This window comes from Streptomyces sp. NPDC025651 (assembly GCF_055558735.1).
Window position 1 is genome coordinate 91,482 of record NZ_JBVHLZ010000021.1, and the last position, 22,076, is coordinate 113,557.

Here is a 22,076-nt window from a genome sequence, read left to right on the forward strand (position 1 = left end):
GGGGGATCCGAACCGGGCAGGGGCGACGATCCTCTGCGTCTGAGGGCCTCACTCGAACACACCGAGGCTCAACGCGCACGTGCGTCCCGGGGAACGGTTCGTTCCCCGTCAGGAGCGTCGGCGCTCCTCGAAATGTCGGCTCCTCAGCGTCAGGCGTGCAGAAGCGTGCGCCGAGCGGTGACAAGTTCGTGCCACCGCGTGCGGGTGGCGTGCTCGCCGTCGAGCCAGTGGGGTGGTGTGTGGTTGGTGGGCAGGGGACGGTCGGCCATGAAGTGGGCGATGTCGACGTAGTACGCGTACGCCCCCTCCCGGGTCTGCTCGCGCAGCCGGTTGATGGTGGCGGCGAGCGCGTCCTGATCGTCGAGGACGGCCTGGTGGAAGGCGAGGGCGACCTCCAGGGTGGGCATCGTGGAGGTGAGACCGGCCGCGTCGAGTTCGGCGCGCAGGGCGCGGCCGCGGTCGTCGACGGCGGAGTCGCCGGCGTCGCGGATGAGGGCGGCGATGGCGGCGTTGAGGGTGGTGGCGCGCAGGTCGAGGCCGATCAGGAGCTGCTCGGCGAGGTCGAGTTCGTCGTCGGCGGCGCGGGGGTCGGCGAACGCGACGGCGAGCGCGCGCAGGGCCTGGTTGTGGGCCATCTCCCCGGCCTTGGCGTGCTGTTCAGCCTCCAGTCGTCCGGCGAGGTAGGCGTCGGCCGCGCGCTCGACGTCGCCCTGGAGCCAGTACAGGTCGCCCAGGACGCGCTGGTGGCGGCCTTCCCACCCCAGACTCTGGGCGGCGGCGAGGGCGGTGGGGAAGTCACCGTCGAGGCGGGCGGCCTGGGCCAGGCCGCGGCGGGCGGCGGGCGCGAGACGGCCGCCGGCGTCGGCGACGAGCTGGTAGCCGTGGCGTGAGTCGCGGGTGCGGCCGATGTCGCGCAGGGCCTTGGCCCGGTAGTAGAGGGCCATCTCGTGCAGTTCGGAGGGCAGCAGAGCGGTGTCGAGGACGGTGGTGAGCCGCTCGACGGTGCGGGCGCGGTGTTCGCGCTGGCGGCGGGCGAGCGTGCTGAGGGTTTCCACCAGCGCGTCGGCCGCCGTGGCCGGGGTGGTGGTGTCGTGGCTGGTGGTGGGCGGGGCGAGGGGTTCCCAGATGGAGTCGCCGACGTAGGAGAAGGCAGCCTCGGTGAGCCAGCCGGTGATACCCAGGTTGAAGTCGGCGGCCAGGCGCAGGCCTTGGCGCAGGCAGCCGATCAGCACGGCCCGGTCGCGGCGCGGCCCATTGGCCCACTCATTGCCGAGCGCGGCCAGGGCGCGGACCGCGGCCCGCATCCAGTCCGCATCGGACCAGCGGTCGTCGCTGTGGTCGGGGGCGTTGCGGATCGCGGAGCGCACGACCTGGTGAAGGTGGAAGGGCCACAGGCCCGTCGGATCCTGAAGGACGAAGGGGCGCTCGGCCAGCCGCAGGGCGGCGGCGTCGTGGGTGAGCCCGGCGACCTGAGTGGCCAGCGGCACGTCGAAGGCGTCGAGCAGGGACACCGAGCGCAGCACGTGGCGCTCGTCGGTGCTCAGGTCGCTGACGGTGCGGGCGATCAGGGCAGGGAAGTCACCGAAGTCGTCCGGCACGGGCGTCTGGCCGGTGCGGCGTATCTCCAGAAACCGCAGGACGGCCAGGTCCAGGTAGAGGGGCAGGCCGTGGGAGCGGTCGGTGATCGCCTGGCGTACCTCGGGGCCGATGAGGGGCTGGCCGCCGTGGGCCAGGCGGCGGGCGAGGTGGTCGTCGCAGTCCTCGGGCGCGAGGTCGCCGATCAGGATCTGCCGCACGGTGGGGCCGCTGTGGGTGCGGGCGCCGGGCAGGTGGCCGGCGAGGCCGGGCCAGGCGGTGGGGCCGCTCCAGTCGAGCTGCCCGTGCAGGCCGTCCTCGGCCCACTGCAGCCGGTTGCGGCCGGTGATCACGAACAGGGCGTTGGGCATCAGCCACACGATGCGCTGCAGCAGCCGCTCGAAGTCCCGGTGGATGCGGTCCCCGATCTCCTCGAAGGAGTCGAAGAGGACCACCGGGGTCACCCGCTGGTCGTGGGGGAGTTGGGACAGGTCCCAGGCGAGCAGATGGGTGGCGAAGCTGAGGGTCTCCAGGTCCGGCTCGGCGTCCAGGACGTCGGCCAGGCGCGCGCAGCCGGCCAGCGCGCGTACCGTCTGGCGGCGTTCGCGCAGCGCGCCGACCAGCGCGCCGGTGAGCTGGGAGACGGCGCCGCCCACCGTGCCGGGCATGGCCAGGGCCTGGGCGGCATCGGCGAGCGCGGACTGTATCTGGGCGGGCAGGTTGATGGCGTTGGAGAACCGGCTGATCAGGCCGCCGCGCCGCAGGTACTCCTCCAGCGGCTCGCCGGGGTGGTTGTGCTCCCAGTGCCGGCGCAGCGCGAGGTCGAAGGCGGGCATCGGGCGCCCGAGGGCGGCGATGGCCAGGCGCAGGGAGAGCACCACGCGCTCGAAGTCGGTGCCGGTGGAGCGGGCCAGGTCGATCCGGATTGGCAGGAGACGCTCGGCCGGCCAGGCGGGTGCGTCCCACTGGGCAGGGCGGCCCTCGGGGTGGGCGAGGGAGGCCTCGATCTTGCGGGAGAGCGTGGACTTGCCGATCCCGCCGACGCCGTGCGCGACCAGGACGTTGTGCCGCGGGCTCGTCAGGTCCTCGACGTCGAAGGCCGGATTGGCGGTGTGCTGGAGGTGGTCGGTGAGCGCGGCCAGGACGGCGTGCCACTGGGACTGTCGGTTCGTGAACGCCTCCTCGGCTTCGATGGACCGGTCGCCTGCCCCGAAAACCGTCCGCAGATCCCGCGCCACGACACCCCCAAGAAAGATCAACAGCTGCCCCAACCTACGCGGTCGCGCCCCCTGTACGCGAGGCCTCCGGCTCCCCGGCCCGGCGGGGCGCACCGTCTCGGCCAGGGACAATGACGACCCGTCATCCGCCGGCAACGAGAAGGATCCTGTCGTGTCCGAGTCAGAACATGTGAGCCCCGAGACCGCCGTCCAGCTGGTACGGGAGGTCCGGCGCTGGTACTCCGAAGAACTGATCAAGGAGCGGCGGGCCGTCGCACCCGCCTCTGAGCGGCTGACGATGCTTAAGGAGGGCCTGGCGGCGTGTACCGCTGACCAGCAGGTCCTCCAGGACGATCCCGACGCACACCAGGTCGCTGAGATCGCAGCCCGCTATGCGGCTCTGCGCAAGGAACTCACCGGCCAGTAGGGGACAGGCAGGGCCGTGGCGGGGAGCGTGGAAGCGAGCGGGCGTGGCCGCAGATGGGCGGGCATCAAGGGCCAGGCCATCGCGGCGATCTCGACCAGATCCGACCGGTACTGCGGCAGCTCGCCCTGCACCTGCTGGAGTGTGGCGAGGAACCACACAGCCTCAGCCGACGTGTAGAGGCGCTGCTGCTCCGCCTCGACGACCTGTCCCCCCTGCGGCGGCCGCGCCCACGCCCCGCCCAGGGTGCGCGAGTTGCGGTACACCGCAGTCAAGTCCCTGCGGATGACGGAGACGGAGTCGACCACGCCCGGCTCCTGCTCGGCCGCGCGGACCACATCGGCGAGCACGGCGCAGGAGCGAGCGTGCGCGGCGGCCTGGGTGAAGCGAGGTGTGCCGCCCAGGCGGGCCAGCTCGGCACATCGGGTCGCCGTCCCCATGCGGCTGTCGGCGGCGCGCACCCCCAGCACGATCAGTTCCACGCGGTAGCCCGCTGCGTGGTGGCGGCGCGCGCCGCCAAGGAAATGGTCGACGCCGTCCGGGGCGATCTCGATCAGCAGGTCGCCGCGGCGCTCTCGCACATAGGCCTCGGCTGCCTCCTGCCAGGCCCGGTAGTCCGGGCGGATCCGGGCCGAGGCCGTACGCGGCTCCTCCTCCAGGAGGCGGCGGTAGTCGGGGTGCAGGTCCTTAAACATGCCGCCGTCGATCTGCACGGGCCGACGGGCACGCAGCACGCGGCGCATCATCCGCGCTGTGTAGCTCTTCCCTGATCCCTGGGCGCCCATCACGTACAGTACGACCGGCTGCTCATGCGGTGTGATGTCGCTCAGGTACATCGGTACAACCAACTCATCGAAGATGAAATGGTGCTCGTCAGCCGAGAGCCGGTGGTAGTCCACGCCGGGCGGCACGGTCAGCGGCTGTGCGATCCGGCGTACCGGCTCGGCCAGTGCATGGGCCCGCTCCACACCCCCGGCCACCGTCAGGCGCCGTGTGGGGGCGGTCGCCAACGAGTGCAGCTGCCGCTCCAGCTCGGCCGTCTGGCGGCGGAACTGCCACGTCTCGCCCGCCGTCCACGGCCGTGCCCGCTCCGCCTCCAGCGCCCGGCACGCCCTGGCTGCCGCCTGCCCGAAACCGTGATCGGTCAGTTCGCGGTCGTAGAGGACGGTGAGATCACGCCGCACCACCATGATCCGGTCGACCAACCGCTCACTCTCCAGGACGTCCACGGCCCCGGGCAAGCCGCCCGCACATCGGGCGTGGTTGTCCCAGGAGACGTACCGGCCGACCCCCTGCTCGGCGACCTGCGCGAGATAGCGGTCCAGCACGCTCAGCTGCGTCACGGCCTGAGGAGCGGCCAGCACCACCACCTCGATCCGGAACCCCGCCGCGCGGTAGGCATGCGCGCTCGCCCTCGCCTCGGCCACGTCGGCAAGCGGGGTCTCCAGCACCGCATCCAACCTGTGGCACCGGACGTGCTCCTCCACTGCGGCTTGCCAGCGCAGCACGTCTGGACGGACCCGGACGCCGGCGGTGCGGTCATCGCTCTCCAGGAGCGTCCGGTAGGCCGGGTGCGCACTCTTGTACAGGTCGCGGCCGATCAGCACTGCCCCGCCCCGCCGGTCCAGGGATGCCTTGAGCACCGTGCACAGCGTGGACTTGCCGCTCCCCGGAACCCCGGCGACCAGTACCACCACCGGCTGTTCCTGGGCGGCAGCGCCCCTGGTCCACCTCGGCAGGATCTCGGACGCGAGGATCTCATGGTGCTGCTCCTCGGACAGTCGGACCGGAGTGATGTCCTCGTCCTTCACAGCACACTCCTGAACTCGCTCGTACCGGCGGTCACACCTCTCATATCCAAGATCGTACGGTATGCGTACGCCTATTGTGCGGGAGATGTACGGTCAATGGGCGGGTGTACGGTCTATGGAAGTAGGGTTCTGGATCAGGAGGCGGCCATGCCGGAGCTGGCGGAGTTGTTTGACGCGGTCGACGCGCTGGTCGCATCCCGCTCCCCCCTGCCACCGCCAGCAGAGCGCAAGCGGCTGCGCACGGCGCACGGCCTGACTCTGGACGAGGTAGCCGACGCGCTGAAGGTGCGCCGGGCCACGGTCAGTAGCTGGGAATCCCCCAAGGCCGCCACAGCGCCGCGAGGACCGGAACGCGAGGCGTACGCCCGGCTGCTGCAGAAGCTCGCCGATCTCTACCCAGCTGGCACCACCGGGACCGCCCAGGCACCGCAGGCCACAGACGAGAACACCCACACCAGTGCTGACACCACCGGATCTGACCCGGCGCGCGCTCTGGGAGCCGACGACACGGTGCTTTGCCAGAGCAAGCCGTAGACACCCCGCTTCGCCAATAGTCCCAATACAGTCGGGTCTGCGGTCGTTGGAGCGAGGCCCGGCTCGCGGCTCGGAGAAACCACCGGGGATTGGGTAGCTGGCTGGAGTTCGTCGACCGGCTCTCCGACGATCCCATCCATCGACTTGCGGAACGCGCCACGGGTCGGCGCACCGTCGTCCCGCTGCGTCGGCGCAGCCCCTGACTAGTGCGGGAGCAGCGACTCGAAAGCGTGCTGGAGTTCGCGGGCGGTGGGTCTGCGGTCCGGTTCGGTGTTCAGGCCCCGGGTGATGACGTCCTCGAACGCGGCGAACGGCCAGGGCCTTGTCTGCTCCCACGGTTTGACGTGCCCGGCGGCGAGCTCTTTGCGGAGCTCGGGGGTGGTCTGTGTCGTGGTCTTGGAGCTGATGGGGTAGGTGCCGGTCCAGCAGGCGTAGATCACCGCGCACAGTGACCACACCTCGGAGGCGGCTGTGAGGGGCAGGTCGTCGGCGGGGGTGGTGGTCAGGCGGGCGTGCGCGAGTTCGGGGGACATGAACCAGTCATACGCGCCGCGGTAGATCACCGGCCCGCCGCCGACGGTGCGGTCGGGGGTGTGGGCCATGGCGAAGTCGAGGAGGTGGGCCGCGCCGTCGCCGAGGATGAAGTGCACTTCCTGAAGGTCGCCGTGGCGCCAGCCGCCCGCGTGGAGGTCGGCGACGGCGCGGCTCATCGCTGCGGCGTACGCGGCGGCCCGGAGCGGGTCGGGGGCGGTGCGGAGCTTGGCGAACGCCGCCTCGGCGTCATCGCCGCTGACCCACCGCAAGGCCAGCCAGGACCCTTCGTTGCCCGGCAGGGCGCCATGGGCTTCGTACAGGCCGCTCAGGACGGCGTCGGCTTCCAGGGCGAGCAGCAGTTCGGCCTCGACCAGGGCGAGGCACTCGGAGTCCACATGCCCGTGGGGGTCGTCGCAGGCGGTGGTGATCTTCAGGGCGTGGGGGCCGGTGCGGGTGTCGATGCGCCACAGGCAGGTGCCGCGCCGGTCGGCGACCAGCGCGGCGGGGGCCTGCTCTCCCCAGATGGACGTGATCAGTTGGTGTGCGGTGGTGCGAGGGGAGTGGGCCACAGGGTCCGTCCGGGGCGTGTGCGCTAGCGGTCGTCCGAAGAGTGGGAAGTGTAGACCGTCACGTGCCGCGCACTGCCGGCATCGAAGGGAGCGCCCTCCCAGTTGCCGAAGCGCCACGCGAGCCGCAGTCCGGCGAGCTGGGCCATGAGGTCGAGCTCGGCCGGGTACGCGTAGCGGGTGACCATGGGCAGCAGCCGCATTCCGGATTCCTCGGCGCGGATCTCCTGCGAGCGCACGGTCTGGCTGACGGGGTCGTGCAGCATCGCCGTCCAGTGCGCGTGGGTATCGGACACCTCGCGCACGCGCAGGGACTGCCGGGTTCCGGGGTGCCAGTCCGGGATACGTGCCTCGACGATGAACACCCCGCCCTTGCACAGGTGGCTGGCCGCGGCCCGGAAACAGGCGACCTGGTCCTCCTGCGTGGTCAGCGCGAACAGGGTCGAGGCCACGACGAAGATCGTCGCGAAGCGTTCCGCGCGATCGATGCGGGTCATGTCGCCCAGCTCGGCGCGGGCATCCACGCCGAACACCTCCGCCTTGGCGTTGAAGGCCTCCACCATCTTCGGGGAGGCGTCCAGGCCGGTCGTCGTGGTGCCCAGGCGGGCCAGTTCCAGGGCCATCTGTCCGGTGCCGCAGCCCAGTTCCAGCGCGGGGCCTTCGGGGGCCAGGTCGTGGAGCCGCTCAGCGTCGTGGCGGGCCTGGCGGCCGGTGGACAGCTCGTCGTAGTGCGGCGCCCACTTGTCCCAGCGGGCCGCCTGGCGGTCGAGGTCGCTCTCCGAGTCGCTCTCCGGCATGTCTGTCTCCTTTGGTGGTGTGGGCAGAAAGAGGGGGAGGCCCCGGCGGTGCCGCCGGGCCCTCCCCGTGGTGCGGGCGTCAGGAGGCGAGCGCCACCTCACGCCAGTGGGTCACTTCGATCGCATCCAGTGCGACGCCGAGCGCCGCGAACATGTGCTGGTGCATGCCGTTCTTGAACGCGGTCGCCTTCTCGGTGAAGTACGGCTCGGAGTACCAGGCGACCCCGAAGAGGACGCGGCCGCCGTCGCCCTTCTGGGTCGGGTCGAACTCGACATACGTGCTGGTCCAGTCGTAGAACGCCTCCTCGGTCGGGCGTTGCTGCAGCTGCTCGTCGGAGGAGCGCAGGGCCTGGACGGTTCGCTCGATGGTGGCCCTGTCCGGGCAGACCAGCGCGCACTCGGACCGGGCCACGGGCTGTTTGTCGCCGCGGCGCGCGGGGTCGTCGTTCTCGCCGGTGAGCACCCGGTAGCGGACCAGGGTGTCACCGCTGCCGAAGGGCAGTTCAGGCATGGGGAATCTCCTTCTCCTGTGCGGTTCGGCCCGTCGCCGACGAGGGGCGGAACCGGTGGGGCCGTGTCGCAGCCCCGGCCGTCGGGGGAGAGGGCCGCACCGCTCGCACAGCGCGGTGCGGCCCCTGAGCCGGGTTCGCGTGCCCGACGGACCCGGGTGCCCGTCAGACCCCGGCTGGGCGCCGCCTCCCCGGGCTCGGGGCACCGGAGGAGGCGGCTGACGTGGCGCCAACTCGACGTCTGTAAAGGCCTGTTCGCCTTGTGGCGCGGTGTTGAGTCAACGCCATGACGCCGCGCGTGGGGAGGTGCCAAGGTGTAACCCCGTGTCATCCCGCGTCACCCCGAAGACGTCACCCCGGGAGGGGGCCAGGGAACAGATGGACGAGCCCCAGAGCATCACGGCGATGATCCAGGAAGCGTGCGCAAAGCACGGCTGGGGGCCATCGAAGTTGGCCCGCGCGTTGGGCACCGCGGCCGGACGGGGGCCGCGCGGCATGACCCGCCAGTACGCCCACAAGCTGATGACCGGTGAGAAGCGGCCGGACTTCTGGCTCCCCTACCTGGTCGAGGTCCTGGCCCTGGAATTCCCGCAGGGTGGCGATATGCCCGCCCTCTGCGCGGCTCCCGTCGATACCGTGGCGTCAGTGCTGGCTCTCGGGAGGAGCAACGTGGACCGCCGGAACTTCCTGACCGCCTCCAGCGGTGCCAGCCTGGCCCTCCTCGGCGTCCCCGACGCCGAGGCCATCACCCGGCGAGTCCAGCGAGCCCCTGCCACGGCCGTACGCGTCGGCCAGGGCGAGGTCGACGCGATCCTCTCCATGGTCAAAACACTCGGGGACCTGGCCTCCGAGTACGGCGGAAGCCGCTTTCGCAGTCTGGCCGTCTCCTACCTCACCGACACCGCCGGCCCCTGGCTCGATGGACGCTACAGCGAGGCCACCGGCCGCAAGCTGTTCGCGGCATCCTCCCAGCTCGCCCACCTCATCGGCTGGATGTACCAGGACGAAGGCGGCCACGGCGATGACGACGAACCGCAGCTGCTGGCCAGCGCCTACTACGAGCACGCCTTCCGCCTCGCTGACGAATCTGGTGAACCCGAGCTCGCCGCGACCGCCCTGCGCGGCATGACGGTCCACTCCATCAGCTTCGGCCCCCGCCACCGCGCCGAGGCCTTCGCACTCGCCGAGCGGTGCATGCACCACGCCCACGACCTCGCCAACCCCCGCGCGCTCGCCTACTACCAGTCCACCTACGCCGAGGCCGCCGCCCTGGATGGCCAGCACCGGCTCGCCACCAGAGCGCTCTCGGCCTCGCAGAACGCCATCGAGCGCACGGCCACCGAGGAGCCGGGCCAGTCATGGGCCTCGCACTTCACCCTCGGACGGTGGGCGCACGCATCCGGGATGATCCTGGCCACCATGGGCGACCTCACCGGCGCCCGCGAACAGCTCCACCAGGCCCTGGAAGTCCACGGCCTGGACCGGCGCCGCAGCCGCGCAAGCGTGCTCGGCAACCTCGGCGAGATCCACTTCCAACAGGGAGACCTCGACGGCGCGTTCACAGTGTGGGGCGAGTTCCTCGACTGCGCGGACGACGTGAAGTCCGTACGCGTGCGGGACGCGGCCCAGGACATGCGCGTCCGCCTCATCCGACACCGCAACAAGCCCGAAGCGGCCATGCTCGATCAGCGGGCCGCGGCGCTCCTCGCCCGCCAGTAGCTGTGTCCGCCCCCCCTCACCTCGACATCATTTCGCCTGATCCGTACGGCGAGTGCTGCTGTTACGACGATGAGGACGAGGTGGCGGGAGCTCCGCGGCCGTCATCGAGGGCGCGGTGCGCGCCGTCCGGCTCGGGCTGGCCGTGTTCCCCATCCCCGCGGGAGGCCGGGTGCCCGAGCGGGGTGGCAGCGGCTGGCCACGCGGGAGGAGGCGGCGCTGTCCGAGCTGCTCGCCGGGGGCGACAACATCGGCGTGGGCTGCCGGGCCTCCCGCGTCGTCGGCCTGGACCTCGATGTCGGTGAGGTGGACGGTCCGGCCCGGCTCGCCGATCTCGCCGCGCGCCTCGGTGAGCCGTGGCTCCAGACGCTGACCGTGGCTACCCCGAGCGGCGGCCGGCACGTGTATTTCCGGGTGCCTGCGGACTGCACGATCGGGAGCTCCTCCGGCGGTCGGAGCCCGCTCGGGCTCGGGATTGATGTGCGCGGGCCGGGCCGTCGCAGTGGCGGCTATCTGGTCGGGCCGGGTTCGGTGGTGGAGGGGCGGCGGTACGTCATCGTGCGTGACGTACCGGTGGCGCCGTTTCCCGGCTGGATCGCTGCCCGGCTGCGCGCATGAGCTCCAGGAGCGTGGTTGCGGCGTCGTGGTAGCCCCGGGCCGGGTCGGGGGGTGCGCAGGGCCGGGTGACGTTGCTGAACGCGCTGACTGTGATGGATCCGGTGATCCAGCCCGCGATCGGGAGGCCGCTGTCCGCCATGTCTGCTGCGACGGCGTGGGCGAATGCCGGATCGGCGGTGACGGGATCGTCCGTGCTGACGCCGATCATGCCGACCAGCCGCTCCCGCAGGGTGGAGGAGGGGGAGGAGAAGCGCAGTTGGCGGTCTCGCAGGATGGCCGCGCTCTGCTGCGGGGTCAGTGCCTGCTCGGTGCCGGACTCGCCGGTTGTAGCGGTCAGTTGTGTCTGGGTGCGGGGCATATCGGTGTAGGCGACCAGGACGTACGACTGAGCCTCGGCCCAGGGATAGCTCATGTCGCCGCCGTCGAGGAGGACGATCACGTCGAAGTGGGGCCGCATGTCGTCGAGGGCCTCGTCCACCGGGATCTTGCCCCACGGGTGCTGGTACTCGACCAGCCGTCCGGTCCCGGACGGGTTGGACCAGAGCACGTCGAGGCGCGTCCCTCGCGCGACAGGGGGCTGCTCTAGGACCATGCGGCCGTTCTTCTTGACGAAGCGGAGGTTCGCCAAACAGTTGTCGTCTGAGGAGGTCAGGAGCAGCACTTCCAGGCCCTGGTCGGCCCAGCCGGCAGCCACCTGCACGGCCACGGAGTAGGGCCGGTGGGGGCTTTTCCCGAGGAACTGCACGACCTGAGGCTGCTGCTGGGACCCGGCGGTCCCACGGGCCTGCTGGTAGGTCGTGCCGTTGCGCGCGACGCGGCCGCGGGTACGGGACTTGAGGCTGTTCGAGCCGCTCTTCACCATCGCGTCATCCAAGTCCGGGGCCCCACGCCACGCCCCGACGGATCGACCACGGAAGGGTGGGCATGGCGAACACCGGGTGCCACGGCGCCCCTGCCAATGACTGGAGGAGCCTTCCCTGCCGTCGTGGTCGACCGCCAGGCAGCGTGGGAGGGCCTGGGGCGACGGCGGCGGGCGGCGTACGTGCCTTGCCGAGGGCACTGTAGGGCGTGGTCCGGCACGGCGGCTTGCATGCTCCGACAGTGGGCGTGTCCTGGGGCTGACCGCGCGGGACAGGGGAACAGGGCGCCCGCGCGGGCCGCGCCTGGGCCGCGGAGTTCACCCGATAGGCCGCAGCCTGCGCCCTTCTGACCAGAAATCATGAAGAAGGAAAGATCATCACCTGTTGGAGAGGATTGCTGGTCATGAGCCATGTGCGGATCAACGAGGCTGCGCTGCAGCAGCTGATGGAGGGTGTCGGTCGGGAGCGGGGCGAGAAGTGGCAGCGGGAGTACGGTGCGATCCGGGAGAGCTATCAGGGTCGTCCTGTCGAGGAGGTCCTGCCGCTGGTGTGGGAGGCGGCCCGTGCCGCTGACCTGTCGGTGGACGAGGCCGAACTGGCCAAGGCCGCTAAGGCGGTGACTGACGGTACGGACTTCCGCCTCGACATCCACGTCCGCTGACCGGCGGCGCATCGGTGTGGGGCGATGACTTGGTCGGGACCGTGCTGCACGGGCGGCGTGGTCCCGATCGCCGTGCGGGACGGTCAACTTCCGTAGGAGTTGCGGCACATGGCGGCCCAGGCGGGGTCGATGTCGAGCTGCTCGGCGGTGTCGCACAGGTCGCTCATGCCGTACCCGTGCGCGCCGGGGGCGGGGTGGCGCGCGGGTGCCGGCTTCGTGGTGGGGGTGCGGCGCCGTGCGGGGGAGGCCGCGGGCGGCGTCGGGCGTTGGGCGGCGGGGCGTCGTTGGGACGGTGCCGGGCGCGGCGGGGGCGAGGGTGTGGTGTGCGGGGGTGTGTATGGCGCGGTGGGTCGGCGGCTGGCGGCCGGAGGGGTGGGGGCGGTGGTGGCTTCGCGGGTGATCTCGACGAGGGCCTCGCGCGCGGGCGGCTGGATGGGTGTCCGGGTCGGTGTGGGGCTCGGGGGCGTGGGTGTCGCCGAACTCGGTTCTGGTGGCGGGTGGTTGGTGGTGGGGTGGTGGGGGACGGCCATGCATCCGCACAGGGTGAGGATGGCGCCGAGGACGGCGGCGGCGAGGGGGCGGTGCATGGGTTCACGGTGGTGCACGGGCGGGTCGGGTGCGGGTGGGCGCCCGGTGGGCTCACCGGGGAGAGTGACGGCGGGTCGCTCCCAGGGGTGATCGGCGGGGCGGGGCCGTGTCCGGGGGTGTGGATCATGTGGTTGGGCCGGTATGCGAAAGATGATCAGCATGATGGTTCTGACGGCCGCCGCGGTGGCCGGTGCGGTGGTTGCCCCGCAGGCCTCGGCCGCTCCCGTGTCGGCCCCCGCTGCGCACACGGTGAGCGCGTCACCGGCGATGGCGAAGCGGTGCGCCACGTATCGGATCACGGGGAAGGCGGTGGCGGTGCGCAGGCCGTCGGGTGGCGCCTCGTCGGCGACGACGAGTGACCCGGTCGACCACTACCTCCACCGTGGGGATCGCGTGCGTTCCTGTGTGACGACGTTCAACCGCGGTGGCGACTCCTACTTCAAGTGCGGGAAGTCGGGGTCGGATTGGCGTCTGGTGCGGGGTGGGCAGGTTCCGGTGACCTGCACGAAGCGGGTCTGACGCGCCCACGTCCACGGCACGGCGGCACGGGCCCGGCGCCAGGTTGTTCCTGGTGCCGGGCCCGTGCCCGTATTCGCGCTCGGAGCCTGGTGAGAAGGGGACCCCTTCCGTTCAGGCTCGCTTGCGCAGAATGCCGAGGATGTCGTCTGCGAGGAGGGTTCCGTAGCCGAGCTCGCTGGCGGGCACTCCGTGTGCCTCTGCGGCAGCGATCATGTCCGTGAGGATCTGTTCAGCGGTGGCGATCTGCTGTTCGGTGGGCGTCTGGTGACGGGATTCGGCAATCGCCTGGGCTACGTAGCGTCGCGCGTCCTTGCTTGCGGTGCTGCTGTTCGATGCCATGCCGGTGAGTCTGGCAGAGCGCGATTCGACCCTGTGCGGGGTTCTCGCGCAGCTGCTCACAAGGCGGGGGCGGTGTACGTCCATGCCGTGGTGGTGCAGGCGGCGCCGATGAGTGCGCAGGCCCAGAGCGTGGACGGGTTCAGGCGGTGGTGCCATCGCGTCGTGATGGCGTAGGTGGCTCCGGCAGCGGCGGTCCACAGGGGTGTGGTGGTGGGTGTTCCGGTGGTGGTGGCGAGCAGGGCGAGGGTGGTGAGCTCGGCCAGGACGAGGACGGCGGGCGGGAGGGGGGAGGAGAGCCAGGCGCGCATGCTTCTCTATCGGGCGGTGGCCGGTGAAGGGTTGCCCGTGTGCGGATGGCGTGAGGGCTAGCGGGGAGGGGAGTCCATCCGGCGGATCTCGATGCATCCGTCGAAGGAGTCCGGGTCGGCGGGTGGGGGCAGTTCGATGGTGAGGCCGACCGGGTCGGTGGGGATCTTGGTGCGCCAGTAGTCGAGGGTGTCGGCGAGGACGTCGAGCCGGTGGCGGCGGGGCATGGCGCAGATGAGGCCGTGGATCATGAAGCCGCTGCGGGTGCGGATCACGGGGTAGATGACGCGGGTGCCCTCGCGGACTTGGTGCGGGGGGTGGTGAGGCAGGGAGATGGCGAGCGCGGCCAGGACGAGCAGGTCGCCCCGGATGACCTTCGTGGTCAGCTTCTTCTGGCAGGTCTCGCAGTCGGCGAGGTTCGCGGCGAGCAGGGCGGCCGCGAGGCTCATGTCGGCCTCGTGGTCGGCTCGGAACGGGGCGCCGGGCACCGGGGCCATGGCGGGTCCCGGGTGGTCGTGGAGAGGCTGCCGCGGGCGTGCGGGGCGGCGTGCGGGTTGGTGGTCTTCAGGGCTGTGGCTCATCGCGGGGTTCCCGATCGGTGGGGTGCGTGCACGGTGCCGAGTCCAGGGTCCGGGCCATGGCGGCCGGGTATCAACTGTTGGCCACGGGCTCGGGCGGCGGGGCGGGTACTTGTATCCGTGTGGGGATCGTGTGGGAGCGCGTGGTGGAGCGGGCCCGGTTGGTGGCGGACGAGTACGACACGAAGGTGACGTTGCGGCAGCTGTTCTACAGGCTGGCTGCGCGGGAGGGGATCATTCCCAACCGACCGTGGGCCTACCGGAAGTTGTCGTCGAAGATCGCGGTGTCGCGGAGGGCGGGGCGGGGTCCGGAGCTGGTGGACACGACGCGGGTGGTGCATGTGGCGCCGGTGTGGGCGGATGCCGGCGAGCTGCTCGCCGCGGCGCCGGAGTCGTTCCGCCTGGACAGGACGCGGGGCCAGGCGGTGGCACTGCACGTGTGCTGCGAGAAGGACACCCTTCAGGCCCAACTCTCGCTCTGGCTGGAGGAGTTGGGGATACCGGTCCTGGTGGTGCGGGGGTTTGCCAGTGAGCCGTACGCGCAGCTGGTGAGGGAGCGGACGGCGGCGGATCCGCGCCCGGCGGTGCTGCTGTATGTGGGGGACTGGGACGCCTCGGGCGAGGACGTCGAGCGCGACTGGGTGGCTCGGACGGGGTGCTGGGCGCGGGTGGAGCGGGTGCTGCTGACCCGGGAGCAGGTCGAGGTGTACGGGTTGCCGCCCACGGAGGGCAAGGCGTCGGATCCGCGCTGGCCCGCGTGGGCACGCAGGCACGGGTACGACCCGCAGTGTCCGGTGCAGTGGGAGGTCGAGGGGCTCGATCCTGCCGAGCTGCAGCGTCTGGTCCTCGCCGCGGTCGAGGCCTATGTCGATCGCGGGGTGCTCGCGGAGGTGCTGGCCGAGGAGGCGCGCCAGCGTGCCGCGCTGGGGAGGTTCGTGGCTAGGTGGCCGGATCGGGAGGCGGGCCCAGGGCCGTGAGCTGAGGAACCAGCGGAGGCTGAGGCGGGGGCCCGGGCTCACTGGGTGAGCGGTTCGGCTGAGGGGCTGTTGAGGAGGCGAGGGGTGTGCTCTGGCCTGTGGCGCGGTGGCGTCGGCGGTGGCGGGCGTCCTCGGGGCAGCCGACGGCGCGGCAGACCAGCTCCTGCTGGATCGGGGAGAGCCAGACTTCGTCAGGGGGCTCCAGGGGCGGGGCGAGCGGGATGTGCTGCTCGTCGTCGGCGGGGAGGAATCCGGAGTCCCGGCTCGCTGCTCGCTCGCGGAGATCCTTTTCCTGCTGTGAGATCAGCCGCAGGACGATGTCGGTGAGGGCGAGTGTGTCGCGGTGCCACCAGATGGCGTGGGCCGCAGCGCCGTGCCGGGCGGCGTCCACGGAGGCGTGAGTGTAGCGGCCCTGGACGGGGCAGGCGCGGCACACCCAGATGATGGCGACGTCGAGCTCCAGGTCGGCGTTCAGCTCGTCGAGCAGGGTTCCCATGCCGGGCCAACGGGCTGATGAGGGTGGTGGACACGGGGGCCGGGCGGGCGTGGTCCGGGCGGCGTGTGGAGGAGTGGGTCCTACTGCCGTTTGCGATGTGATCACGGGGGTGAGGTGCGGTGCCGTGGCGCACGTATAGAACGTCTGATCCAGCCGGGTCCTTATCCTGGGTGCATGTCCCTTCCCGCCCCGGCTCCGCGCAGTGTTGTTCCGTCGTACTCGTCTGACCAGGCGGGACCGTGCCGGATCTGTTTCGAGACGACTCACCGGTATGGGGTGGGCGGCAATCCGTTGTGCCGGACGTGCCGGGCCCGGGTCGAGGCCGGACGGGGCGGCAAGAAGAAGTCCTGAGCGGCGTGGTCGTTATGCGCTGCGCCCTTTGCGCGCCGGGGTGCTCTTCCTCGGGGTCTTCTTCTTGGGGGTGGGGGCGAGTTCGTGGACGGCGGCGTCCTCGGTGTCTTCGCCGCGGCGGGTGCGGGCGTCGGTGACGGATTGCTGGAGTGCGGCCATGAGGTCGACGACCTGGCCGGGTGGTTCGGGGGCAGTGCCGGCGGGCGTGGTGCTTCCTGTGCTCTTGGCGGCGATGAGGTCTTCGAGGGCTTGGCGGTAGCGGTCGGTGAGGCCGGGGATGTCGTCGAGGGTGTCGGCGCTGAGCTGCTCGATGAGGTCGAGCGCGGCCGCCAGCTCGTCCTCGTCGACGTCGACGGGCCGGGCGGGCGTGACGGTGGTGGCGGGGTCGCGGACCTCGTCGCTCCAGCGGAGGCCGTTGAGGACGAGGGTGTCGTCCAGGACGCGGAGCATGCCGAGCCGTTCGCGGTCGCCGCGCAGCGCGTACTTGACGATCGCGACGGCGTTCTGGCGGGCGAGTGCCTGGCGCAGGAGTACGTACGGTTTGGCGGCGGCGGGGCTGCTGTCCGTGCCGATGAAGTACGACGCCTGCCCCATCTGCAGGGGGCTGATCGTCTGGGCGGGGACGACCGCGACGAGCTCGATGGCGCGCGCGGTGGGCAGGGGGAGGGTGTCGAGGTCCTGGTCGGTGATCGGGACGATGCTGCCGGTGGAGGTCTCGTAGCCGCGGGTGATGTCGTGCCGGGGCACCTCCTGGCCGTCGAGCTCGCACACGCGGCGGTAGCGCACGCGGGCGCCGTCCTGGGTGTGGATGAGGTGGAGCGGGACCGTCCTGGACTCGGTTGCGGCGTAGAGGCGGGCGGGGATGCTGATGAGCCCGAAGGAGATGAAGCCGTTCCACAGCGGTCGGCCGTCGGGCATGGTGCGCCTCCCTGGTGACCTGGGATTTCATGCTAGGCCGCGGGGCCCGGGGCGGCGCGCTGCAGGCCCTGGCCGCCGGACGCGGAGGTGGGACGAGGGGCGTCGCACACCTCGCGTGTTCGAATAAATGTTCGGTACCGTGGAGGTGGAGGTGGAGGTGGAGGTGGAGGTGGAGGTGAGGCCGGTGGGTGAGCGGAGCAGTGGGGCAGGGGCGGCGAGCGTGATGCATGTGCGCTGTCCGGTAGGTCTGCCGGAGCCGGTGTACCGGCAGGTGCTGGAGCTGCTGCGGGACATCTCGCCGGTGGTGCAGGCGATCCCGCCCGGCGCGGTCTTGGTGGAGCTGCGGGGTGCGTTCCGGTGTCTGGGGATGGACGGCCGCCGGATCGGCGAGGTCGTGCGGTTGCGCGCGCTCGCGCGGCTCGGCGTCGACCTCCGGGTCGGGGTGGGGGTGTCCTGGGCGGTGGCGGCGACGGCCTCGGGCCAGATCGCCGGGCCCGGTGGCGTGCTGGTCGTCGAAGCGGACCGGACGCGGGAGTGGCTGGCGCCGCTCCCGGTGGCCGCGCTCCACGGAGTGGGGATCAAGCAGGCGGAGGCGCTGACCGGCTACGGAATTCACACGGTGGGTGCGCTCGCCGGGGTGCCGGTGGGCACGGTGCAGCGCATCCTCGGCGGCCGCGCCGGACGCCAGGCCACCGACAGGGCCCGCGGTATCGACCCGAGGCCGGTGACCCCGAAGGACCTGCCGGCCTCCGCGACCGCCCGCAGGCGCTTCGACCGGCACGAGCTCGACGGGGCACGGGTCCGTGCCACGCTCTTGGACCTGGTCGTCGAGCTCGGCGCCACCCTGCGCGGCCGCGGCCAGGCGGCGCGCGCCGTGAGCTTGCAGTTGCGGTTCGCGGGCGGGGCGAGCTGGGAGCGCTCGCGCCGTCTGCCGGAGGCCTCCGGCCACGACATGGACCTGCGTACGGTGGCCTACCGCCTCATCGACGCGGCAGGCCTGCAGCGGGCCCGCCTGATCGGCATGACGCTGCGCGCCGAGGACCTGGTCGACGCCGAACACGCCCCGATCCAGATCTCGTTGGACCGCACCCGGGAGGCGCGGCTGCTCGCCGAGCGCGCCGTCGACCGCGCCAACGCGAGGTTCGGCGCGGGCGCGGTGGTGCCCGCGGCGACCCTGCTCGGCAAAGCCTCATAGCACCCACAGATCGGGAGGAGAGGATGCGGATGAGTCCGGGAGACCTGTTGCCGCACGCCCCGTACATCCACGCCGTCGACCACGCGCTGGACGCGCACGACGTCGGGCCCGCACGGCTGTGGGTGTACGGCGCGGCCTACCCGGGCCAGCACGCCACCTGCCCGGCCGAGCAGCGCATGTGCGCGCGCCTGGACTGGGAGCCCACCCGCAGCACGGCGGGCGTGTCCTGGCACTGGGGCGACGACACCGGATGGCGCGCCGCGCGCATCGGCCGCGGCGGCCGGCGCCTGCCCGGCACGACCCGCGACTTGGAGCTCCCGGTGTACGCCGACCCGACGGCGCTCGTCGTCGTGGCCAAGACCCTCGCGGTCGACTGCGCGCGGACGTTGGGCGATCGACTGGAGGAGTGGAGCGGCGCCTCCGCGGTGCGTGAGGCGGTGGAGGAGTTCCGGGCAATGCCGCGGGAGCGCTAACTCGGCGGTCGATCGGTGCTCTCGCTGCTCTGCGTCGGCGATCCGCTGATCGATCCGGGCCAGGTTCTGCTCACGTTCAGGATCCCGGGGCGCCCACTTCGGCCGCGATGAGCAGCAGGGACTCGGTGTCGCTGTCCCGGCCGATCATGCCTTGGCGGGCGCGGACTTCGGGTGGCGCGACTGGTCGGGGTGCCGCAGGCGCCGCTCGGTACGGCATCAAGACAGAAAAGTGCCGGCGCCCAATCCGCTGAGGCGGGTGGCAAGGGCGCCGGCTTTCCGAAGACCCACCCCTGAGGGAGAACCCGTAGGGATAGATCGGCTCAAGTGTAGCGGCGCGGCACGGGCCAGGACCATCGTTGCCGCTGGTGATGTAAGTCCGGTAGCCTTCTTTCGATGGTGCCGTAGGTGCCGGCCGTGCCGAAGTCCTCCTCGCCACCCCGAATCCCGCACAGTAGGTGTGCGGCACGAAGCTGCCTCGCCACCGGCGCAGACCTGACTGGGAGTGAGTGATGATCCGCGCGGGACGCCGAGATGTCGTGCAGAACAGCCAAGACCTGGCCGCGGCTATGAAGCTCACCATCGGCAGCTTCCGCAACCAGAAGCCGTACGAGCAGGACGGGTTCCCGGCGATGATCAGCGCGCCCGAGGGGAAGACGAAACTCTGGGATGGCGAACAGACGGCAGCGTTCCGCGCCGGCGAGCCGGTGCCTTCTCTGCCGCAGACGGACGATGACGAGGACCTGCTTGAGCGCACTGAGGCTGCCGCTGTCCTCGATGTCACCCCGAAGACCTGGGACTCCTACAAGAAGGATTCGCGGATCGCTCCGCACCTGGTGAAGGTGAAGGGTGTCGAACACTGCCCCCGCGGCGTCATCCGCGCTTTCCGCGACCCGGCCTCCGCCCAGGACCGGGTTCCGGCACACCGGCCAAAGGGCAGCGGTGACATGGTGCCGCGCGACGAGCTGGATGCACGAGTCGGTGAACTTCTGGACTCTGATCCGGCATTGACACTCGCGACAGTGCAGGAGCAGCTGGGCATCGCCTACTCGGCTGCCGCAAGGGTGCTGCCCCGCCTGCGCGGTGAGCGCATCGCCGATGCGGTTGCTGGTGAGCCGGGTCTGTCTCTGCAGCAAGCCGTGATTCGCCTTGGCTACCCCTCTGCAGTGCACCGTGCCGCGATCGCCTACGCGCAGACCGAGCTGCGCGCCCGTGTGGCGCGTCCGTATGTGCAGGGCGTGGCCGAGGTGCTGACCGAGGAAGGACTGGCCCCGCAGCAGGACGTCACCATGGTCCACGTGGCTGACGAAGCCGTGGCCGCGGCGGTGCTGTTGTCCCCGGACGCGCCGGTGCCGGCGCTGGTGTGGGACGAGCGGCATGGCTGGTACACCGCGCCCAGTCGCCGTCATCCGATCGCGAAAACTGCTGGTGCCCCGCCCGCGGATGCTGCCGTTCTGTGCCCGGGACGCAGGCAGCCGACGCCGCAGCAGCTGGTCGATGCCATAGCGCCTACTCCCCTCGCGCCGTCCTGACTATCCGGCCAACTTCTCCGGAAAGGGCGAACGTTCCCCTCGCGTCTCCGGTAGACATCCATGTCCGAGGCGTAAAGAGCCGGACGTGACGCCGGGGCGGTGCCCCGGCTGCCCGAGCGAGGGGGATCAATGTGAGCAACCACAAGACGAGCCACGAACTCGCCGCCGACGCGGCCGAGGCAATCCGTTCCCTGACCCGCCTCACCCGCAACCTTGAGGCTGATCGCGACTGGGCGCACCCCGGCGACGCGTACATCGTCGCTGGGAGCCTGGGGGAACTCGCCCAGTGCCTGCCGCAGCTCTACGGGCAGATCGGCCTGCTCGTTCAACAACTTGCGGATCGGGGGCACTTGCGCAGCGGCGATGGCGGCAACGGGGCCGCCGAGGTCGCCGCCGCGCTCGATGCGCTCCAACGTGCCCAAGGCAGTGCCGAAGCCATGACGGGTGCGCTCGGCAGCACGCACACTGCGCTCTCCCCGCTCCGCTGGAAAGCGTGAGGGGCCAGGGCATGGACCTCACCGGTTTCCTCTACGTCATCGCGAGCACCGCCGTCGAGGAGGCAGCCGGATGACCGCGTTCCGTCGGCTGCTGCGCTACGCGGACCAGCCGACCCGGGGTGACGCGGAGGCGGTGCACGACTACCTCATGGACCGAGTCCGCCCGTTGGCCTACGACGCACCGGCGCGGGTCTCCCCAATTGCCCCGGCTCCTTGAGGAACCGCCACGGCGTTGTGAAGTGCCGCTCCGCCATACCGAGTGATTACGGTAAGCGTCCATCGGCTACAGTGAGTGACATGAGTCGTTCCGTTAAGGCTCAGGTTCTGCCTGCGCAACCTGATCCTCCTCGTATTTCTGTGGATGGCACAGGTTGGGTGACGGTGAACGCGTCACCTCAGTGGTGGCGCACCACAGCCCAGGGCGCCGGGTGGGCGGATCTTGTGGAGCAACTGGCCTCCGCGGGGGAAGAATCGGTCTCCCCATGGATGTGCCGTGCCATCGGGGCCAGCACCAAGAGGCCATGCCAGTACGACATCAGCAGGGAGCCGTGCCCGCACCACGGGCCGGGGAACGAGAAGAACCGCTGTGGTGAGCCGACCGGCAAGAACGGCTCCTGCCGGTGGAACCTCAAGGTGAACGGCCCGTGCCGCAGCCACCCTGAATCGTGGGAGCGGCTTCGGCGGGCCAGGCTCCTGGAGGAAGAAGAAGCCCGCCGCCAGCGGGAAGAGGAGGACGAGGCCCGGGCTGCCGAGCAGGCCCAGCGCGACCGCGACGCCCGTGCTCTGCCCTGTTCCTACTGTGCCGCTGATCCTCACGCGGACTGCACGACGCTCGGCACCACAACGCCCTCGGCCAAGCTGCACACCGCGCGCTATCGGCTGCTCGACCACCGCTGGTTCGCCTCTTGCGCAGCGTGTACCACCTGCGGGGCCGCGGTGGATGCCCTGTGCCATACGTCATCGGGCAAGGAAGCCGCCGATGCCCACGCGGAGCGTGTCCGTGTTGCAGCCGAGTAGGTGCCCCTCAGAGCTCGCGTACGAGGACGGGATCGTCTGGACCGAGGACGTAGACGGCGTCGACTATGTCCGGCAGACCGTCGAGTTCTTCGCCAAGTCCCGGCGGCGCCCGGTCGCCTGGAACGGCAAGGGACGCCGCGTGGGCTACTCGGTGCTGCGCAGCGACGCCCCCGATGATGACGAGGCCCCGGGCAGGTACGTGCGGCGGGTCTTCTGGATCAACAGCAACGACCGGTCCGAGCAGCCGCACGGCCCGTACGAACGGTGGGCGCCGAGCGAGGCAGTCGATCCGCGCACGGTGGCCCCGGGGGCCTGGGGCGAGCACCCGGAGTGCGCCGACGCCGCGGACGGTGCGGCGGCTGCCCGGACGCCTGGCTGAGTGAATCTCGGCGGAGTCACGACGGAGCAGCCGCTGCTGCTGGACCGTGCCGCGCTGACGGCGCGGAACCACCACCTGCCACCTTGTGCCTC

At 71.2% G+C, this 22,076-nt stretch carries 25 protein-coding genes and 1 pseudogene; 14 read left to right on the plus strand and 12 right to left on the minus strand.

Annotation, left to right across the window (positions count from 1 at the left end; translation table 11 throughout):
- Positions 1–149: 149 nt before the first annotated feature.
- Positions 150–2,834, minus strand: coding sequence for an ATP/GTP-binding protein (locus ACZ4D5_RS42040; RefSeq protein ID WP_467777809.1), 2,685 nt, complete (start codon positions 2,832–2,834; stop codon positions 150–152).
- Positions 2,835–2,964: 130 nt separating this feature from the next.
- Here ACZ4D5_RS42040 and ACZ4D5_RS42045 point away from each other — a divergent pair, with 130 nt between their 5' ends.
- Positions 2,965–3,219 carry a hypothetical protein gene (locus ACZ4D5_RS42045; RefSeq protein ID WP_467777810.1) on the plus strand — a complete coding sequence of 85 codons (255 nt, stop codon included), beginning with the start codon at positions 2,965–2,967 and terminating at the stop codon, positions 3,217–3,219.
- On the opposite strand, the gene ACZ4D5_RS42050 is transcribed toward ACZ4D5_RS42045, so the two are convergent.
- Entirely contained in the window at positions 3,183–5,027 is a 1,845-nt protein-coding gene (locus ACZ4D5_RS42050) for a zeta toxin family protein (protein ID WP_467777811.1), read from the minus strand. The two genes, ACZ4D5_RS42045 and ACZ4D5_RS42050, sit on opposite strands and share 37 nt — an antisense overlap.
- Positions 5,028–5,183: 156 nt before the next feature.
- Here ACZ4D5_RS42050 and ACZ4D5_RS42055 point away from each other — a divergent pair.
- Positions 5,184–5,429, plus strand: a pseudogene (locus tag ACZ4D5_RS42055) (helix-turn-helix transcriptional regulator); the annotation flags it as partial.
- Between the two features lie 335 nt (positions 5,430–5,764).
- On the opposite strand, the gene ACZ4D5_RS42060 reads toward ACZ4D5_RS42055, so the two are convergent.
- From ACZ4D5_RS42060 to ACZ4D5_RS42070, 3 genes are all read right to left on the minus strand, one after another.
- Positions 5,765–6,664, minus strand: coding sequence for a protein kinase domain-containing protein (locus ACZ4D5_RS42060; protein WP_467777812.1), 900 nt, complete (start codon positions 6,662–6,664; stop codon positions 5,765–5,767).
- 23 nt (positions 6,665–6,687) lie between these two features.
- Positions 6,688–7,458, minus strand: a complete 771-nt coding sequence (locus tag ACZ4D5_RS42065; protein WP_467777813.1) for a class I SAM-dependent DNA methyltransferase — start codon at positions 7,456–7,458, stop codon at positions 6,688–6,690.
- Positions 7,459–7,537: 79 nt separating this feature from the next.
- Positions 7,538–7,969, minus strand: a complete 432-nt coding sequence (locus ACZ4D5_RS42070) for a hypothetical protein (protein ID WP_467777814.1) — start codon at positions 7,967–7,969, stop codon at positions 7,538–7,540.
- Between the two features lie 493 nt (positions 7,970–8,462).
- Between ACZ4D5_RS42070 and ACZ4D5_RS42075 the strand changes: the two genes are divergently transcribed.
- Positions 8,463–9,686 carry a tetratricopeptide repeat protein gene (locus ACZ4D5_RS42075; protein WP_467777815.1) on the plus strand — a complete coding sequence of 408 codons (1,224 nt, stop codon included), beginning with the start codon at positions 8,463–8,465 and terminating at the stop codon, positions 9,684–9,686.
- 69 nt (positions 9,687–9,755) lie between these two features.
- Positions 9,756–10,301 (plus strand): bifunctional DNA primase/polymerase, encoded by a 546-nt coding sequence (locus tag ACZ4D5_RS42080; protein ID WP_467777816.1) that lies wholly within the window; start codon positions 9,756–9,758, stop codon positions 10,299–10,301.
- Here ACZ4D5_RS42080 and ACZ4D5_RS42085 read toward each other — a convergent pair.
- Positions 10,237–11,175 (minus strand): hypothetical protein, encoded by a 939-nt coding sequence (locus ACZ4D5_RS42085; protein WP_467777817.1) that lies wholly within the window; start codon positions 11,173–11,175, stop codon positions 10,237–10,239. The two genes, ACZ4D5_RS42080 and ACZ4D5_RS42085, sit on opposite strands and share 65 nt — an antisense overlap.
- A 389-nt stretch (positions 11,176–11,564) precedes the next feature.
- On the opposite strand from ACZ4D5_RS42085, the gene ACZ4D5_RS42090 reads away from it, so the two are divergent.
- Positions 11,565–11,822: a hypothetical protein gene (locus tag ACZ4D5_RS42090; RefSeq protein WP_467777818.1), complete on the plus strand. Its 258-nt coding sequence runs from the start codon at positions 11,565–11,567 to the stop codon at positions 11,820–11,822.
- Between the two features lie 83 nt (positions 11,823–11,905).
- On the opposite strand, the gene ACZ4D5_RS42095 is transcribed toward ACZ4D5_RS42090, so the two are convergent.
- Positions 11,906–12,409 (minus strand): hypothetical protein, encoded by a 504-nt coding sequence (locus ACZ4D5_RS42095; protein WP_467777819.1) that lies wholly within the window; start codon positions 12,407–12,409, stop codon positions 11,906–11,908.
- Between the two features lie 160 nt (positions 12,410–12,569).
- On the opposite strand from ACZ4D5_RS42095, the gene ACZ4D5_RS42100 reads away from it, so the two are divergent.
- Positions 12,570–12,929, plus strand: a complete 360-nt coding sequence (locus ACZ4D5_RS42100; protein ID WP_467777820.1) for a hypothetical protein — start codon at positions 12,570–12,572, stop codon at positions 12,927–12,929.
- 111 nt (positions 12,930–13,040) lie between these two features.
- On the opposite strand, the gene ACZ4D5_RS42105 is transcribed toward ACZ4D5_RS42100, so the two are convergent.
- The 3 genes from ACZ4D5_RS42105 to ACZ4D5_RS42115 are packed head-to-tail and all read right to left on the minus strand — an operon-like array spanning position 13,041 to position 14,071.
- A complete protein-coding gene (locus ACZ4D5_RS42105; RefSeq protein WP_467777821.1) occupies positions 13,041–13,268 on the minus strand; it encodes a hypothetical protein in 228 nt (75 codons plus the stop codon).
- A gap of 56 nt (positions 13,269–13,324) precedes the next feature.
- Entirely contained in the window at positions 13,325–13,576 is a 252-nt protein-coding gene (locus tag ACZ4D5_RS42110; protein ID WP_467777822.1) for a hypothetical protein, read from the minus strand.
- A 57-nt stretch (positions 13,577–13,633) separates the two neighbouring features.
- Entirely contained in the window at positions 13,634–14,071 is a 438-nt protein-coding gene (locus tag ACZ4D5_RS42115) for a hypothetical protein (RefSeq protein WP_467777823.1), read from the minus strand.
- Positions 14,072–14,274: 203 nt separating this feature from the next.
- Here ACZ4D5_RS42115 and ACZ4D5_RS42120 point away from each other — a divergent pair, with 203 nt between their 5' ends.
- Positions 14,275–15,129, plus strand: a complete 855-nt coding sequence (locus tag ACZ4D5_RS42120) for a hypothetical protein (RefSeq protein WP_467777824.1) — start codon at positions 14,275–14,277, stop codon at positions 15,127–15,129.
- Here ACZ4D5_RS42120 and ACZ4D5_RS42125 read toward each other — a convergent pair.
- A complete protein-coding gene (locus tag ACZ4D5_RS42125) occupies positions 15,092–15,625 on the minus strand; it encodes a hypothetical protein (RefSeq protein WP_467777825.1) in 534 nt (177 codons plus the stop codon). The two genes, ACZ4D5_RS42120 and ACZ4D5_RS42125, sit on opposite strands and share 38 nt — an antisense overlap.
- A 363-nt stretch (positions 15,626–15,988) precedes the next feature.
- A complete protein-coding gene (gene ku / locus ACZ4D5_RS42130; RefSeq protein WP_467777826.1) occupies positions 15,989–16,894 on the minus strand; it encodes a non-homologous end joining protein Ku in 906 nt (301 codons plus the stop codon).
- 139 nt (positions 16,895–17,033) lie between these two features.
- Here ku and ACZ4D5_RS42135 point away from each other — a divergent pair, with 139 nt between their 5' ends.
- The 7 genes from ACZ4D5_RS42135 to ACZ4D5_RS42165 all read left to right on the plus strand — a co-directional run bounded on the left by ACZ4D5_RS42135 (position 17,034) and on the right by ACZ4D5_RS42165 (position 21,984).
- Entirely contained in the window at positions 17,034–18,089 is a 1,056-nt protein-coding gene (locus ACZ4D5_RS42135) for a DNA polymerase Y family protein (protein ID WP_467777827.1), read from the plus strand.
- 29 nt (positions 18,090–18,118) lie between these two features.
- Positions 18,119–18,562 (plus strand): hypothetical protein, encoded by a 444-nt coding sequence (locus ACZ4D5_RS42140; protein WP_467777828.1) that lies wholly within the window; start codon positions 18,119–18,121, stop codon positions 18,560–18,562.
- A 509-nt stretch (positions 18,563–19,071) separates the two neighbouring features.
- Positions 19,072–20,091, plus strand: a complete 1,020-nt coding sequence (locus tag ACZ4D5_RS42145; RefSeq protein ID WP_467777829.1) for a DUF6292 family protein — start codon at positions 19,072–19,074, stop codon at positions 20,089–20,091.
- 131 nt (positions 20,092–20,222) lie between these two features.
- Entirely contained in the window at positions 20,223–20,588 is a 366-nt protein-coding gene (locus tag ACZ4D5_RS42150; RefSeq protein WP_467777830.1) for a hypothetical protein, read from the plus strand.
- 70 nt (positions 20,589–20,658) lie between these two features.
- Complete coding sequence (locus tag ACZ4D5_RS42155; protein ID WP_467777831.1) at positions 20,659–20,805, plus strand: hypothetical protein; 147 nt, start codon at positions 20,659–20,661, stop codon at positions 20,803–20,805.
- 80 nt (positions 20,806–20,885) lie between these two features.
- Complete coding sequence (locus tag ACZ4D5_RS42160) at positions 20,886–21,605, plus strand: zinc finger domain-containing protein (protein ID WP_467777832.1); 720 nt, start codon at positions 20,886–20,888, stop codon at positions 21,603–21,605.
- Entirely contained in the window at positions 21,592–21,984 is a 393-nt protein-coding gene (locus ACZ4D5_RS42165; RefSeq protein ID WP_467777833.1) for a DUF6009 family protein, read from the plus strand. Before ACZ4D5_RS42160 ends, ACZ4D5_RS42165 begins: the two co-directional genes overlap by 14 nt.
- The last annotated feature ends 92 nt before the right edge of the window (positions 21,985–22,076 follow it).

Excerpts from the sequence above, each read along its gene's own strand:
- ACZ4D5_RS42065 (WP_467777813.1), bottom strand. The coding sequence starts at position 7,458 with ATGCCGGAGAGCGACTCGGAGAGCGACCTCGACCGCCAGGCGGCCCGC.
- ACZ4D5_RS42070 (WP_467777814.1), bottom strand. The coding sequence starts at position 7,969 with ATGCCTGAACTGCCCTTCGGCAGCGGTGACACCCTGGTCCGCTACCGG.
- ACZ4D5_RS42075 (WP_467777815.1), top strand. The coding sequence starts at position 8,463 with ATGACCCGCCAGTACGCCCACAAGCTGATGACCGGTGAGAAGCGGCCG.
- ACZ4D5_RS42080 (WP_467777816.1), top strand. The coding sequence starts at position 9,756 with ATGAGGACGAGGTGGCGGGAGCTCCGCGGCCGTCATCGAGGGCGCGGT.
- ACZ4D5_RS42090 (WP_467777818.1), top strand. The coding sequence starts at position 11,565 with ATGAGCCATGTGCGGATCAACGAGGCTGCGCTGCAGCAGCTGATGGAG.
- ACZ4D5_RS42095 (WP_467777819.1), bottom strand. The coding sequence starts at position 12,409 with ATGCACCGCCCCCTCGCCGCCGCCGTCCTCGGCGCCATCCTCACCCTG.
- ACZ4D5_RS42100 (WP_467777820.1), top strand. The coding sequence starts at position 12,570 with ATGATGGTTCTGACGGCCGCCGCGGTGGCCGGTGCGGTGGTTGCCCCG.
- ACZ4D5_RS42105 (WP_467777821.1), bottom strand. The coding sequence starts at position 13,268 with ATGGCATCGAACAGCAGCACCGCAAGCAAGGACGCGCGACGCTACGTA.
- ACZ4D5_RS42110 (WP_467777822.1), bottom strand. The coding sequence starts at position 13,576 with ATGCGCGCCTGGCTCTCCTCCCCCCTCCCGCCCGCCGTCCTCGTCCTG.
- ACZ4D5_RS42115 (WP_467777823.1), bottom strand. The coding sequence starts at position 14,071 with ATGGCCCCGGTGCCCGGCGCCCCGTTCCGAGCCGACCACGAGGCCGAC.
- ACZ4D5_RS42125 (WP_467777825.1), bottom strand. The coding sequence starts at position 15,625 with ATGGGAACCCTGCTCGACGAGCTGAACGCCGACCTGGAGCTCGACGTC.
- ku (WP_467777826.1), bottom strand. The coding sequence starts at position 16,894 with ATGCCCGACGGCCGACCGCTGTGGAACGGCTTCATCTCCTTCGGGCTC.
- ACZ4D5_RS42140 (WP_467777828.1), top strand. The coding sequence starts at position 18,119 with ATGAGTCCGGGAGACCTGTTGCCGCACGCCCCGTACATCCACGCCGTC.
- ACZ4D5_RS42145 (WP_467777829.1), top strand. The coding sequence starts at position 19,072 with ATGATCCGCGCGGGACGCCGAGATGTCGTGCAGAACAGCCAAGACCTG.
- ACZ4D5_RS42155 (WP_467777831.1), top strand. The coding sequence starts at position 20,659 with ATGACCGCGTTCCGTCGGCTGCTGCGCTACGCGGACCAGCCGACCCGG.
- ACZ4D5_RS42160 (WP_467777832.1), top strand. The coding sequence starts at position 20,886 with ATGAGTCGTTCCGTTAAGGCTCAGGTTCTGCCTGCGCAACCTGATCCT.